The organism is Sphingomonas ginsenosidivorax (assembly GCF_007995065.1).
In the GTDB taxonomy this organism is placed as follows: Bacteria; Pseudomonadota; Alphaproteobacteria; order Sphingomonadales; family Sphingomonadaceae; genus Sphingomonas; species Sphingomonas ginsenosidivorax.
Genome location: NZ_VOQR01000001.1, coordinates 937,226 through 951,396 on the forward strand (window position 1 = coordinate 937,226; position 14,171 = coordinate 951,396).

At 66.6% G+C, this 14,171-nt stretch carries 13 protein-coding genes; 5 read left to right on the forward strand and 8 right to left on the reverse strand.

Annotation, left to right across the window (positions count from 1 at the left end; all coding sequences use genetic code 11):
- The first annotated feature begins 20 nt into the window (after positions 1-20).
- Together FSB78_RS04175 and FSB78_RS04180 are read left to right on the forward strand one after the other, a co-directional pair.
- The gene (locus FSB78_RS04175; protein WP_147080232.1) at positions 21-1,442 is read left to right on the forward strand and encodes an aldehyde dehydrogenase family protein; all 1,422 of its coding nucleotides are present in this window, start codon (positions 21-23) and stop codon (positions 1,440-1,442) included.
- Positions 1,439-3,025 (forward strand): NHL repeat-containing protein, encoded by a 1,587-nt coding sequence (locus FSB78_RS04180; protein WP_242007989.1) that lies wholly within the window; start codon positions 1,439-1,441, stop codon positions 3,023-3,025. Before FSB78_RS04175 ends, FSB78_RS04180 begins: the two co-directional genes overlap by 4 nt.
- Positions 3,026-3,051: 26 nt before the next feature.
- Here FSB78_RS04180 and FSB78_RS04185 read toward each other — a convergent pair whose 3' ends face one another.
- Genes FSB78_RS04185 through FSB78_RS04210 form a run of 6 tightly spaced genes read right to left on the reverse strand, consistent with a single transcriptional unit; the run spans position 3,052 to position 9,780 of the window.
- Entirely contained in the window at positions 3,052-3,801 is a 750-nt protein-coding gene (locus tag FSB78_RS04185) for a 3'(2'),5'-bisphosphate nucleotidase CysQ (protein ID WP_147080236.1), read from the reverse strand.
- Positions 3,798-5,717: a sulfate adenylyltransferase subunit CysN gene (cysN, locus tag FSB78_RS04190; RefSeq protein ID WP_147080238.1), complete on the reverse strand. Its 1,920-nt coding sequence runs from the start codon at positions 5,715-5,717 to the stop codon at positions 3,798-3,800. Before cysN ends, FSB78_RS04185 begins: the two co-directional genes overlap by 4 nt.
- Positions 5,717-6,622 (reverse strand): sulfate adenylyltransferase subunit CysD, encoded by a 906-nt coding sequence (gene cysD / locus FSB78_RS04195; RefSeq protein WP_147080240.1) that lies wholly within the window; start codon positions 6,620-6,622, stop codon positions 5,717-5,719. The genes cysN and cysD overlap by 1 nt, the downstream gene beginning before the upstream one ends.
- Before the next feature lie 4 nt (positions 6,623-6,626).
- Positions 6,627-7,934: an MBL fold metallo-hydrolase gene (locus FSB78_RS04200; RefSeq protein WP_147080242.1), complete on the reverse strand. Its 1,308-nt coding sequence runs from the start codon at positions 7,932-7,934 to the stop codon at positions 6,627-6,629.
- Positions 7,934-8,941 (reverse strand): zinc-dependent alcohol dehydrogenase, encoded by a 1,008-nt coding sequence (locus tag FSB78_RS04205; RefSeq protein ID WP_147080244.1) that lies wholly within the window; start codon positions 8,939-8,941, stop codon positions 7,934-7,936. Before FSB78_RS04205 ends, FSB78_RS04200 begins: the two co-directional genes overlap by 1 nt.
- A gap of 17 nt (positions 8,942-8,958) precedes the next feature.
- Positions 8,959-9,780, reverse strand: coding sequence for an SDR family NAD(P)-dependent oxidoreductase (locus FSB78_RS04210; RefSeq protein WP_147080246.1), 822 nt, complete (start codon positions 9,778-9,780; stop codon positions 8,959-8,961).
- A 121-nt stretch (positions 9,781-9,901) separates the two neighbouring features.
- Here FSB78_RS04210 and FSB78_RS04215 point away from each other — a divergent pair, with 121 nt between their 5' ends.
- The gene (locus tag FSB78_RS04215) at positions 9,902-10,768 is read left to right on the forward strand and encodes a helix-turn-helix transcriptional regulator (protein ID WP_147080248.1); all 867 of its coding nucleotides are present in this window, start codon (positions 9,902-9,904) and stop codon (positions 10,766-10,768) included.
- Here the strand turns inward: FSB78_RS04215 and FSB78_RS04220 are convergent.
- Entirely contained in the window at positions 10,765-11,418 is a 654-nt protein-coding gene (locus FSB78_RS04220; protein ID WP_147080250.1) for a carboxymuconolactone decarboxylase family protein, read from the reverse strand. The genes FSB78_RS04215 and FSB78_RS04220 overlap by 4 nt on opposite strands.
- On the reverse strand, positions 11,415-12,281 hold the full coding sequence (locus tag FSB78_RS04225; protein WP_147080252.1) for an SDR family NAD(P)-dependent oxidoreductase: 867 nt from the start codon (positions 12,279-12,281) through the stop codon (positions 11,415-11,417). The genes FSB78_RS04220 and FSB78_RS04225 overlap by 4 nt, the downstream gene beginning before the upstream one ends.
- A gap of 211 nt (positions 12,282-12,492) precedes the next feature.
- On the opposite strand from FSB78_RS04225, the gene FSB78_RS04230 reads away from it, so the two are divergent.
- Positions 12,493-13,641, forward strand: coding sequence for a sulfotransferase family protein (locus FSB78_RS04230; protein ID WP_242007991.1), 1,149 nt, complete (start codon positions 12,493-12,495; stop codon positions 13,639-13,641).
- On the forward strand, positions 13,641-14,108 hold the full coding sequence (locus FSB78_RS04235) for a VOC family protein (RefSeq protein WP_147080254.1): 468 nt from the start codon (positions 13,641-13,643) through the stop codon (positions 14,106-14,108). The genes FSB78_RS04230 and FSB78_RS04235 overlap by 1 nt, the downstream gene beginning before the upstream one ends.
- The last annotated feature ends 63 nt before the right edge of the window (positions 14,109-14,171 follow it).

Below are 14,171 nucleotides of genomic sequence, written 5' to 3' on the forward strand. Positions count from 1 at the left end.
ACGATCCCCAGGAGAGTGTCATGCGCGAGTACCTGCAATTCTACATCGATGGCGCATGGGTCGATCCTGTGGCGGCGAAGACCGCCGACGTCATCAACCCCGCGACCGAGGCCGTCGCAGGACGGATTTCGCTGGGTTCGGTGGCCGATGTCGACACCGCGGTCGCCGCGGCGCGCAAGGCGTTCGGCAGCTGGTCGCAGAGCACGCGGGAGGAGCGGCTCGACCTGCTCGGCGCGATCCAGGCCGAATATGCCAGGCGCCAGACCGAGCTCGGCGACGCGATCATCGAGGAGATGGGCGCACCCGCATCGCTCGCGCACGGCTTCCATGTCGGGTTGGGGGCGGGGCATCTCCAGACCGCGATCGAGGTGTTGCGCGACTTCCGGTTCGACGAGCAACGCGGTGCCACGATGATCGCGCGCGAACCGATCGGCGTGTGCGCGCTGATCACGCCGTGGAACTGGCCGATGAACCAGACCTGCGTGAAGATATTCCCGGCGCTGGCCACGGGCTGCACGATGATCCTGAAGCCGCCGCAGCTCGCGCCGTTCTCGGCACAGATCCTGACCGAGATCCTGCACACCGCAGGCGTCCCGGCCGGCGTGTTCAACATGATCCAGGGCAGCGGCAGCGTGATCGGCACCGCGCTGTCGAAGCATGACGATATCGACATGGTCTCGTTCACCGGTTCGGAGCCGGTCGGCGTGCAGATCCAGCAGGATGCCGCGCCGACGGTCAAGCGCGTCGCGCTCGAACTCGGTGGCAAGAGCCCCTTCATCGTGCTCGACGACGACGCGCTCGCCGCCAATGTTGGTGCGGCGACGGCGGGGATGATGGGCAATTCGGGGCAGACCTGCAGCGCGGGGTCGCGGTTGCTGGTTCCAGCGTCCCGCCTCGACGAGGCGATCGCCGCTGCGCGCGACGCGGCGGACGGTGTCACGGTCGGCGACCCCAAGGGCAATGTCGCGATGGGCCCCGTCGTGTCTCGCGCGCAATTCGACAGTATCCAGGGCTATATCCAGCAGGGACTGGACGAAGGCGCGACGCTGGTCGCGGGCGGGCTCGGCCGGCCCGACGGGATCGACCAGGGCTGGTTCGTCAGGCCGACGGTCTTCGTCGGCACCAACGCGATGAGCATCGCGCGCGAGGAGATCTTCGGGCCGGTGCTGGTGATCATCGGCTATGACGATGTCGATCACGCGGTCGGGATCGCCAACGATACGACCTTCGGTCTCGCCGGTTACGTCAACGGCACCGACCTCGAGCAATGCCGCGCGGTCGCGCGCCGGCTGCGGACCGGATGGATCAGCATCAACGGCGGGTTCGATTTTCATGCGCCGTTCGGCGGGTACAAACACAGCGGCAATGGTCGCGAATGGGGCGATTTCGGGTTTCACGAATATCTCGAGATCAAGTCGCTGCTCGGATACGCCCCGGCGTGACCGACGGGCCGAGCCGCTACACCGCGCCTGCCGCCGCGACCGCCGCCGAGGGATGGACGCTGTCGCGCGCGACGCCGCCGAGCCGCCTGTACGGCGCGAACGGCCTGCGCACCGGGCGCAATGGCCGGCTCTACGTCGCGCAGGTCACGGCGAGCCAGATCAGCGCGGTGGATATCGAGAGCGGGGCGGTCGAGGCGATTAGCCCGATGGGCGGCGGGATCGTCGCGCCCGACGACATCGTGTTCGACGATGCCGGCAACATCTTCGCGACCGAAATCACCTTGGGACAGGTCAGCATGCTGGCGCCCGACGGCACGGTGCGGATCATCCAGGGCGACATGCCGGTCGCGAACCCGATTACTATGTACCAGGGCCGCCTGATCGCGGGCGAATGCCGGATCGGCGCGCGGATCATGGAGTTGAGCCTCGACGGCAGCGCGCCGCGCGTGATCCTCGACAATGTGCCGATGGCCAACGCGTTCGAGGTCGGGCCCGACGGCAAGCTGTATTTCCCGGTGATGGGCACTAACGAGATCTGGCGCGTCAGCCTCGACGGCGGCGCGCCGGAGGTCGTGGCGGGCAATCTGGGCGTGCCCGATTCGGTCAAGTTCGACAGCCGGGGCTGGATCGTGACGACTCAAGTGGCGAGTGGGGAGGTGCTGCGGATCGATCCGGTGAGCGGCAGCCGCGAGGTTCTGGCGCAGCTCGGGCCAGGGCTGGATAACGTCAGCTTCGTCGGCGACCGTATCTTCGTGTCGAGCATCCCCGGCGAGATTACCGAGATCCTCGGCGGGGGGCAGGTCCGTCCGGTCATCCCGCGCGGGCTGCAATGGCCGCTGGGGCTGGCATGCGGGGCGGACGGGACGATATTCGTCGCAGACGGGGCATTCGGCTACACACTGAGTGACTGCGCCCTGACGCTCGCGGGCATGATCTTCTATCCCGGGTCGCCGGGCTATCTGCGCGGCGTGGTCGCGGCCGCGGCCGGCGAATGGATCGTCACGACCGGCTTGGGCGCCGTCGCGCGCTACAGGCCGGGAGCGGGGGAAAGCGAAGTCCTGGCGACGGGATACGACCAACTGATGGGCGTAGACCTGGCGCGCGACGGCGCCGTGGTGTTCGTGGAATATGCCACCGGACGAGTGCTGTCGGCGAAGGATGGCGACGTCACGGTGCTGGCGAGCGGACTCGACAAGCCGATGGGCGTCGCGATCGGCGCCGACGGCACCGTGTATGTCGCGGAAGCCGGGCGCGTCGTGAAGATCGAGGGGGGCAAGGCGCAGACCGTCGTAGACAATCTGGCGCGGCCGCAGGGGCTGGCGGCCTCCGGGGACAGGCTGTTCGTCGTCGACAGCGTGGCCAAGACGGTGAGCGAGATCGATCCCGTCGCGCGGACGACGCGTGTCATCGCCACCAACCTCCCGGTCGGAGCGCCCGCCGGGGTGACGCCCAGGTTCCTGGGCGCGATCGGCGACATGGCCGGTCCGATGATCCCGTTCGCCGACATCGCCGTGGCACCGGACGGGACGCTCTACGTATCGGGCGATGCCGAGGGCAGCGTGATCGCCTTGCGGGCCGTCTGACCCCGGACAGTCCTGTGACAAGGGCGTCAGGCGGCCGGCAGTGCCCGCACCAACGCCAGCACGCGATCGGCCAATTCGGCGCGGCAGATCAACAGGTCGGGCAGATACGGGTCGGCGCAATTGTAGGCCAGCGGCGATCCGTCCGCGCGGCTCACGTGTAGCCCGGCTGCCTGCGCCACCGCGATCGGCGCGCAGTTGTCCCATTCATATTGTCCGCCGGTGTGGAGGTAGATGTCGGCCTCGCCGCGTACGACCGCCATGGCCTTGGCCCCTGCCGAGCCCATCGGCACGAGCTCGGCGCCGACCTCTCTCGCGACCGCAACCGCTTCGCTCGCGGGGCGGGTGCGGCTGACGAGCATGCGCAATGGCGAGCCGGCGGGCTGGAGCTTCACCGGCGCGCCCGAGCTCAAAGTCAGTCCGAGTCCGGGCAGCGCGACCGCGCCGACCACCGCGACGCCATCGATCGCCAGCGCGACGTGCACCGCCCAATCGGTCCGACCCTCGCCATATTCGCGCGTGCCGTCGAGCGGATCGACGATCCACGCGCGGCTGACCGCGCAGCGCCGCGTATCATTCTGTTCCTCTTCCGACAGGATCGCGTCGTCGGGCCGCGCGGCGCGGAGCGACTGCATGAGGAACGCGTTGGCCTGTTCGTCGCCGGCCTTGCCCAGCGCCTTGCCGTCAAGGCCGCTGTCCGCCTGCAGCCGAAGAAGGATTGCACCCGCCTCCGTCGCGAGCCGTTCGGCCAGCCGCTCGTCGCTCTCTGGCACCGTCATTTGAGCGGCATGATCTGGCGGACGATGAACTCCGCCGCTTCGGCAGGCGTCATCTCGACGGTATTCACGCGAATCTCGGCATTGGTCGGCGCCTCGTAGGGACTATCGATACCGGTGAAGTTCTTAAGCTGACCGTCGCGCGCCTTCTTGTAGAGGCCCTTCACATCGCGCTGTTCCGCCACCTCTAGCGGTGTCTCGACGAAAATCTCGATGAATTCGCCCGGCGGGAGCATGGCGCGGATCATGTCGCGCTCGGCGCGGAACGGCGAAATGAACGCCGTCAGCACGATCAGCCCGGCATCGGCCATCAGTTTCGCGACTTCGCCGACGCGCCGGATGTTCTCGATGCGATCGGCTTCGGTAAAGCCCAGATCCTTGTTGAGCCCGTGTCGGACATTGTCGCCGTCCAGCAGGAACGTGTGCCGGTTCATCAGCGCGAGCGCCTTCTCGACCTCGTTGGCGATCGTCGACTTGCCCGAGCCGGACAGGCCGGTGAACCACAGGACCCGCGGCTGCTGGTTCTTGAGCGCGGCATGCTCCTCGCGTCGGATATCGGTCGCCTGCCAGTGGACGTTCTGCGCGCGACGCAAGCTGAAGTGCAGCATCCCCGCCGCCACGGTCGCGTTGGAGATCCTGTCGATCAGGATGAAGCCGCCCAGCGTCCGGTTCTGCGCATAGGGTTCGAACACGAGCGGGCGATCGGTGATGATCTCGGCGACCCCGATGGCGTTGAGGTCCAGCGTCTTTGCCGCGAGATGGTCCATCGTGTTGATGTTCAGCTGGTATTTCGGCTCGCGCACGGTCGCCGAGACGGTCTGCGTCCCGAGCTTCAGCCAATAGGCGCGACCGACGACGAGCGGTTCGTCGTCCATCCATACGAGCGTTGTCTCGAACTGGTCGGCGGTCTCGGGGGGGGCATCGGCAAGGACGATGACGTTCCCCCGCGAGCAATCGATCTCGTCGGCCAGGCACAGCGTCACCGATTGGCCGGCCACGGCCTGGTCCAGATCACCGTCCAGCGTGACGACGCGACTGATCGTGCTCGTCTTCCCGCCGGGAAGGACCCGGACCCTGTCGCCGGGCCCGACGCTGCCGGTCGCCACCTGGCCGGAGAAGCCGCGGAAATCGAGATTGGGGCGATTGACCCACTGCACCGGCATCCGGAACGGCTTAGCCCGGTCATCGTCGACGGAAACCTCGACGGTTTCGAGATGCTCCATCAGGGTCGGGCCGTCATACCACGGCATGGCGTCCGACCGGAGCGAGATATTGTCGCCCTTGAAGCCCGAGATCGGCATCGCCGTGAACGCAGTGATGCCGATGCTGTTCGCGAACGTCGTGTAATCGGCGAGGATCGCATCGTAGCGCGTCTGGTCGTAGCCGATCAGGTCCATCTTGTTGATCGCCAGCACCAGGTTCTTGATGCCGATCAGATGGGCCAGGTAGCTATGCCGCCGCGTCTGCGTCAACACGCCCTTGCGGGCGTCGATCAGGATGACCGCAAGGTCTGCGGTCGACGCGCCGGTGACCATGTTGCGGGTATATTGTTCGTGTCCCGGCGTGTCGGCGACGATGAACTTGCGCTTCTCGGTCGAGAAGAAGCGATAGGCGACGTCGATCGTGATGCCTTGCTCGCGCTCGGCCGCGAGACCGTCGACGAGCAGGGCGAAGTCGATCTCGCCATTTTGCGTGCCGACGCGCTTGCTGTCGGCGGTGAGCGCCTCGAGCTGGTCCTCGAAGATCATCTTAGAATCGTACAGAAGACGACCGATCAGCGTCGACTTGCCATCGTCGACCGATCCGCAGGTAATGAAGCGCAGCATCGTCTTGTGCTGATGCTGGTCGAGATAGGCATCGATGTCTTCGGCGATCAGCGCTTCGGTCTGATAGACGGAGTCCTGGACGAGTCCGGTCATCAGAAATACCCTTCCTGCTTCTTCTTTTCCATGCCCGCGCCGCCGGCGTCCTTGTCGATCGCGCGGCCTTGCCGCTCGCTGGTGGTGGTGAGGAGCGTTTCCTGGATGATCTCCGGCAACGTCGATGCCGTGCTCTCGACCGCGCCGGTCAGCGGATAGCAGCCGAGCGTTCGGAAGCGGATCGAGCGCTCCACCGGGACTTCGCCGGGTTCCAGCGGGAAGCGGTCGTCGTCGACCATCAGCAGCATGCCGTCGCGCTCGACCGTCGGGCGCTTGCCGGCGAAATACAGCGGCACGATCGGCACGTCGTTGAGCTGGATGTACTGCCAGACGTCGAGCTCGGTCCAGTTGCTGATCGGGAAGACGCGGATGCTCTCGCCCTTGGACTTGCGCGCGTTGTAGAGGTCCCAGAGTTCGGGGCGCTGCTTCTTGGGATCCCAGCCGTGGCGTGCGGTGCGGAACGAGAAGATGCGTTCCTTGGCGCGGCTCTTCTCTTCGTCGCGGCGGGCGCCTCCGAATGCGGCGTCGAATCCGAACATGTCGAGCGCCTGTTTCAGTCCTTCGGTCTTCCACATGTCGGTGTGGAGCGCGCCGTGATCGAACGGGTTGATCCCGCGCGCGATCGCCTCGGGGTTCTTGTAGACCAGCAGCTCCATGCCGCTTTCGGCGGCCATCCGGTCGCGCAGCTTGTACATTTCCTGGAATTTCCACGTCGTATCGACGTGCAGCAGCGGGAAGGGCGGGGGAGAGGGATAGAAGGCCTTCCGCGCCAGATGCAGCATCACGGCCGAATCCTTGCCGACCGAATAGAGCATCACCGGCTTTTCGGCTTCGGCGAAGACTTCGCGCATGATGTGGATCGCCTCTGCTTCGAGGCGTTCGAGGTGAGTCAGGACGTGCGTCACGCGATCAATCTCCAAGGGCGGCGTTGCCGGCGGTGGCGGCAGGCGATCCAGTATCGGGACGGGGGGCGGTCCGGTCGCCTGCTGCCAGTATGGCATCGACATCCGCGATCTCGGCCTTCAGCCACATCGTCTCGCTGAGGTTGCGACCGGCGGCGTCGGTAGCGAGCCGTTCCAGCGCGGACTTGCGTACGGCCAGCGCTTGCGGATCGGCAGGTTCCGCGGTCAACGCGATCTCGACGAGATGCAGCGCTTCGAGCGGTCGGCCGGCGTCGAGATGAGCCAGCGCGCGGGCGACCAGCGGCGCGGTGCCGGCGAGCGCGGCCAGGTCCGCGTCGACGGCGCTCCGGGGTACGTGATACAGCCCGGTGGTGCCGTCGGCATAGTGGAACCAGCCGGCATTCTCCTCCCAGATCGCGCGAACGACCCAGCTGGTCTTGCCGTGAAATTCGCCGATCCGGCCGTCTTCGGGCAGCGTGATGTCGCGCATCAGCGCATGGACCGATTTCCCGGCGTTCATGCCGGCGATCGTCTCGCGCTCGATATGGACGACGGCGGCGCGCATCGCGTCCAGATCGGCGCGGATACTGTGGGCGCCGCGGATCGGTTCGCCGTGACCGGTGATGACGAGGTCGGGTTCGAGCGCGCGCACCGTATCGAGCGACCGGAGATAGGCGCGGACCAGTCGGGGACGGTCGCCGCGGATCGTGACGAGGTTGGGCATCGCGCGCCACACCGGTCCGAACAGGTTGCCGGTGAAGATCGTCCGTTCCGCAGGGAGCCACACGAACACTGCGCACAGCGTCTCGCCACCGGAAGTCTTGTGGACCTCGAACGAACGGCCACCGTGTTCGAACGCAAGGACATCGCTCACCTCGACGTCCGGCACGACCTTTGGCGGGACCGGCGGCGGCCCGTTGCGGCGGGTCAGCGACGCCCATAGCTTGCCCGAGCGGCGCGCCAGGAACGGGGCCAGGCGATCGAAATACTCGGCGGTCTCGGTGAACCCCGCCCCGGCGATGATATGCGTGTCCGTCTCAAGCTGTTCGGGCAGCGCGCCGTAATGATCGGCATGGCTTTGCGTCAGGATGATGCGTCGAAGCGGCCCGGTGCGATGCGGAGCGAAGAGATCCTTCGTCCGCGGGCCGTTGCCGATGAAGCCGGTGTTGATCATCACGTCACCGTCGGCCGTGGTGACGAGATACGCGTTGGAGATATCCTTCACCATGAAGATGGTGTCGGTGATCGCCTCCGCCGCGTTTTGCATGGCGCCCGCGGTTACCAACGCGCCGAGCGGGGTCTGTTTCTCGCTCATCACGCGTCTCCGTCGAAGCGGATCATCACCTTCGCCGAGGCCGGCGTGGCGGCGATCCTGAGGCCATCGAGCACCTCGGCGAACGGCAGGCTGTGGCTGATCAGCGCGGCGATCCGAGCGTGGAGCCGCGGCATCGCGGCGATGACATCGGGGAATTCGGTGGGGTAACCGACCGCGGTGGTGATCGTCATCTCGCTGGTCAGCATGGCCCCCGCGGGAAGCTCTATCGGCGTCATGTACGCGGCGGTGATGACGTGCCGCGCGTGGCGCTTCGCCATGCGCACGACGTCGCCCAGGATCGCGGGCGCACCGGCCGCATCGATATAGGCGTCGGTCAAAGCACGCTCCCGGCCGAAATAATTCTCCGCGCCGTGCAATGCCTTGACCCGGGTGGTCAGGTCTTCGCGCGATGGATTGATCGTGCGCGCGCCAAGTGCCTGCGCGCGGGCCAGCCGCTCGTCGGCGAGGTCCACCGCTACGACCTCGCACCCGCGATCGACCGCCCACAGCACCATGCCGAGGCCGATCGGTCCGCAGCCGAAGATGACGAGCTTGTCGCCGGCCTTCGCCTCGGCGCGGTTGACGCCGTGCAAGGCAACGGCAAGCGGCTCGCACATCGCCGCGACATCATAGGGAATGCCGTCCGGGATCAGCAGTAGATTATCGTTCAGCCGGCCGTCGCGAACCAGCAATTCCTCGGTGAAGGCACCTTCGGGACCGCCCGAGCCGATGAAGCTCGGCGTGTTCATCGGGTTGACGATCACTGCCTGCCCGACGCTGATCCCGTCGACCTCATCGCCGACTTCCAGGATCTCCCCGGCACCCTCGTGGCCGAGCGCGGTGCGCGTGCCGGGCGTCGGGATGCCGCCATGCTTGATGTACGACAGGTCGCTGCCGCAAATGCCGCACGCCTTCATCCGGACGACGACGTCATTCGGACCGGTGGCCGGGCGCTGATAGGGATCGAGCCGAACGTCGTCGACGTCGTGGATGGTCAGGCGGCGCATCGTCGTGCTTCCCCCAGTCAGAAGGCGTAGGGCGGATAGATCGCGCTGCCGCCATCGATCACGATCGTATCGCCGGTGTGGAATCGCGAGGCATCGCTGGCCAGATACGCGCCAATGCCCTCGAAATCCTCGATCGTGCCGGGCCGGTGGATCGGCGTCTTGGCGGAGAAATGCGCATCGACCTGCGCGAGCCGCGCCTGCATTTCCGGGGTCATGTCCGCGCCACCGCCGATCCCCGTCTTCACATAGCCCGGCGCGATCGTGTTGCAGCGGATCTCGTATTTGCCGAGTTCCGCCGCCATCCCGCGGACCGCCGCGCCCATGCCGCCCTTGGACGCGGCGTAGTTGTTGATGCCGGGCATGCCGTGGAACATCGACAGGCTTCCGCAATAGACCAGGCTGCCACCGGGTTCGCCATCCTCGGCGCGCGCGACCATCGCCTTCGCTCCCTCGCGCAGCGTGAAGAACGCGCCGTGCAGGTTGACCGCCATGAGGTCGTGCCATTCGGTCGAATCCAGCGTCAGCACCGAGCGCGATTTCGACGCGCGACCGGAATTGGCGAACACGCAATCGACGCGCCCGAAATCGTCCAGCAGCCTCGCATAGCCGGCGATGATCTCGTCTTCCGAAGCGACGTCGACGCGATAGGCCTCGACGCGACCGGCGCCGGCCGCGAGCAACTGCGCCTTGGCCGCGGCATTCTTGTCGGCGTTGCGCGCCCAGATCGCGATGTCGCCCCCCATCCTGGCGACCCCTAGCGCGAAGCCGAGGCCGATACCGCCATTGCCGCCGGTGACCAGCGTCACCTTGCCGGTGCAGTCGAAGAGTGCGTTCGCCATCGTCATCCTCCTGCCGCCCTGTCCCGGGTCGGTCGATGCGTATGATGTGCGCCCACCGGGACGGCTCCGGCAATCGTACTGGATATCGACACCCGGCCATTCTGCCGCTATCCGGCCAGTGGTGGAAGACACCTACACGCGAAGCGCCTTCGAGGCCGAGCTGCAGATCCCGCACGGGGTCGCGCGGATCATGCGCTTTGCGAACGACCGTCCGACCAACCACGTCTTCCGCCGCGACACGCATTACTGGCTCGACCTGTGCCTGACGCCGCGTCCCGAGCAGGCGCGAGGTTGCTATACCGAGCGCTGGGGGCCGCATCGCTTCGAGCGGCTGGGCGAAATCTTCCTGGTGCCGCCTGGCGAGGCGCTGCACGTGCGGACCGAAGCGGGGCACGACCAGGCCTCGATCGCCTGCGAGATCCATGCCGATGCGGTGGATCGCTGGCTCGATCATCCGCTGGAATGGACGGACCGGCGGCTGGAGGGCGGGCTCGACATCGTACAACCCTATATCCGCGCGTGCCTCTCGCGACTGGCGGAGGAGACGCGGCACGGGGGCACGGGGCGCAAGCGGCTGGCCGCGCTGATCGCGGGGCAATTGGCGATCGAACTCGCGCGGTATCTGGAGGCGATCGCCGAAGGCCCGATTACCGGCGGGCTGGCGTCGTGGCGGCTGCGGTTGATCGACGAACGGCTCCACAGGACCGGGCCGCCGCCATCACTCGGCGAGCTGGCGGAGATCTGCAACGTATCCGTCCGGCAGCTGACGCGTGGCTTCCGTTCGAGCCGGGGGTGCACGATCGGCGATCACATCGCCCAGACGCGCATCGAGATGGCCAAGCGTGCGCTGGGCGAAGCCGGCAGCATCAAGTCCATCGCCTTCGCGTTGGGCTTCGCCTCGCCGTCGAGCTTCTCGCATGCCTTCGGGCGCGCGACCGGCATCACGCCGCTGCAATTCCGCCAGCGGCATCTGCGCGCGCGCGACTAGCGGGCTGCGAGCCCCGGGTTGTCGTGGTGGAGGCGCAGTCGCAGCGCGTTCTGGTAGTAAGCGACCGCCTGATATTGCCCGATCACGACAGGCAGTTCGATCAGCTGGCGGTCGTCATAGCGCGCAGCAAGCGTGGCCCAGGTCGCGTCGCTGATCGTCGCGTCGGCATGCAGTTCCTCGACCGCGCGCAGGATCGCGCGGTCGTGATCGCGCCAGTCGGACGCGGTTGATCCGATCGTGACGGCCTCGACCTCGGTGGTCGTCACGCCGCACTTCTTGGCGATGATGACATGCTCGCCCCATTCATAGGGTGCGCGGCACAGCCAGCCGACGCGCAGGATGGCGAGTTCGCGGTCGCGCGGCGGGAGTGCGCCATAACCGAGCAATTGCGGCCCGGTGTTGGCAAGACAGGTGAACAGCGCCGGATGGCGCAGCATCGTCCGCATGATCTCTGGCAGGCGATCCAGCATCGCGCGCACATCACGGTCCGCGGCGGGGTCGGCCAGATCGGTCAGTGTGTCGGCTTCCCGCGAATCGACCGCGGCGTTGATCGCGATCATGCTGTCGAGCATCGCTGCAAGACCAGGGTCGATCTCGGAAGGATCGAGCGGTGCGATGCGAGGCTCGTGCCCCAGACGTTCGTCCGTCATGCGCGCGCCGTCGCGACGAGCCGCTCGCTTTCCTGCCACAGGCGTTCGACCTGAGTGTCGTCGAGCGCAACCGGGTTCGGCGGCATGACCTTGCGCTGATGATAATAGTCGCCCGTCGTCCGGCCGGATTCGTCGGCCGTGGCGAGCCAGATCAGCGCGTCGGCACCGTCTTTCGCGGACATGTGCTCGCGCGTGCGGATGTGCGCCTGGGTGGTGGCGTCGGCATGGTTGATGAAATTCGAGGCGACCGTGCCGGGGTGGAGTGCGTGGACGACGATCCCGTCGTGGGCGAGACGGGCGGCGAGGGCGCGTGCATGCATCACGTTGGCAAGCTTGCCCTGGCAATAGGCACGGCCCGGGACGAAGGCGTCGAGCAGTTGCAGATCGTCCCAGTGCAGGCCGGGAATCATCTCGCTGCCGTCGGACGCCGTGTTGACGATGCGGACGCTGCCGGGGGCAGCATCACGCGCGGCGGTGCGAAGCAACGGCAACAGCCGGTTCGTGAGGACGAACGGGCCGAGATGGTTTCCGGCGAAGTTCGCTTCGAGACCTTCGCTCGTGATGACCTTGCCGGCTGCCATACCCCCGGCGTTGTTGATCAGGACGTCAACGCGCGAGGTTAGCGTGGTGATCGCGTCGGCAGCCTGCTCGGCATTGGCGATCAAGGCGAGATCGGCGCGCAGCATGTCGAGCCTCCCGCCGCTCTCCGCGACGGCACGGATCTCGGTCTCGGCGGAGGCGGTCCGGCCGGGGTCGCGGCCGAGCGCGATGACGTGCCAGCCTCGCGCGACCAGCGCCTTGGCGGTTTCCTTGCCGATGCCGGAGCTTGCGCCCGTGATCACCGCGACGTGCTGGGTTGCCATCTCTCCGCCCCTCTCAAACGCGCATCCTTGGCCGGAATGGACGCGCCGACAACGCCCATGCTGCGGGGATCGCGGGTGCGATGCTGCGCAGCATGGCGGTCGGGCTTGGTGGCTTGGTTGCGACAGATCGGCCAGTTGGCGACAGCGAACCGGATTGGCGAGGGCGCCGGTGCTGCTCATGATGTCGGCAAAAGACATAGGGGAGAATGCCGTGACGCCGCTGCACGCCGACGCGCTGATCGAACAGGCGATGACGACCACCGGACTGGAGCGGTTCGACTCCGACTCCTACCGCGAGGGGCTCGACGTCCTGCTGGCCGACTACAACCAGTACGATCATCCCGCGCCTCTGCTCGAGCGGATGCGGGGGGGGCTGGTGCAGTCTTTGGTCGATCGGCTGAAGACGACCGACTATCTGGCCGGTCGCCCCGACCTGCTCGATCGCCCGGTGGAGCGTCCGCTGTTCGTGTTCGGCATGCCGCGGACCGGCACCACGTTGCTGAGCAATCTGCTCGCCTGCGATCCGGCGCGGCGTTCGGCGCTGACCTGGGAGATCGAACGGCCCGTGCCGCCACCGACCACCGCGACGCTGAAGACCGATCCGCGCGCGATCGCCAAGCTCGCGCAGGAAAAGGCGATGCTCGCGGCACGGCCGGAAATGGGGAAATACTACCGGAACTCGGCGATCTATCCGAACGAGTGCATGTTTTTCATGATCCACGACTTCAAGGGGCTGGCGCTGGAGTCGCGTGGCAAGCTGAAGAACTATCGCGACTGGCTGTTCGCGACCGACATGACGTCCGCCTACACCTATCACAAACGCTTCCTGCAGTTGCTGCAGGCCGACGCGCCGGGCACCTGGAACCTCAAGATGCCCAGTCACGGATTGTGGCTGGAAACGTTGCTCGCGACCTATCCCGATGCGCGCCTGGTCTGGGCGCACCGCGACCCGTTCACCGCGACGAGTTCGTTCTGTTCGATCCTCTCGATGGCGCACATGGGCTATACCGGGACGATCGACCATGAATGGCTAGGCGAAGACTGTTCCTATCAGGCCAGGCTGCATCTCGACCGGATCATGGACAGCCGCGAGGCGCTCGGCCACGATCGCATCGTCGATGTCCATTATGCCGATATCATGGCGGATCCGATGCGCGCGGTACGGCGGCTCTATGCCGATCTCGGCGACACGCTGACCCCGCAGGCGGAGGCCGCGATGCAGGCATGGCTCGACGAGAACCCGCAGGGCAAGTTCGGCAAGCACGAATATGCGCTCGCGCAATATGGCCTGTCGGTGGAGGCGCTGACGCCGCAGTTCGAGCGCTACCTGTCTGCCTACGACGTTGCGCGGGAAGGCTGATGCTGACCGGCCGGCATTATCAGAACGCCTATGTCACGCGCGACGTGGACAAGGCGGTGGCGGCGTTTCGCGAGAATGCGGAGATCCGCAAGCTGATCGAGGTCGAGGTGCCGGTCCAGCTCTGGACGCCCGAGGGCGAGGGGCAGGGGGTCCAGAAGCTCGCCTTCGTGTGGATCGGGGATCTGCAGGTCGAGTTGATCCAGCCGGGTGCGGGCGATGTGCTGGCGCTGTACCGCGATGCGCTGCCCGAAGGCGACGAGGTGAAGTTCCACCACATCTGCCAGCTGGTCGACGACTGGGAGGCGTTCATGGCCAAGGTGGACCAGGAGAAGTTCCCGGTCGTGCTGCGTGGCGGCACGCCGGGGATGCTGGAATTCTGCTATCTCGATACGCGCGACTGGCTCGGCCACTATACCGAATATTGCTGGATGGTGCCGCAACGCTGGGCGGGAATGGGCGGGCGGTGATCATTCCCGGCGCCGGTGAGGGAGACGATGGGTGCTGACGGTAGCACGTTTCGGCACGCGGGA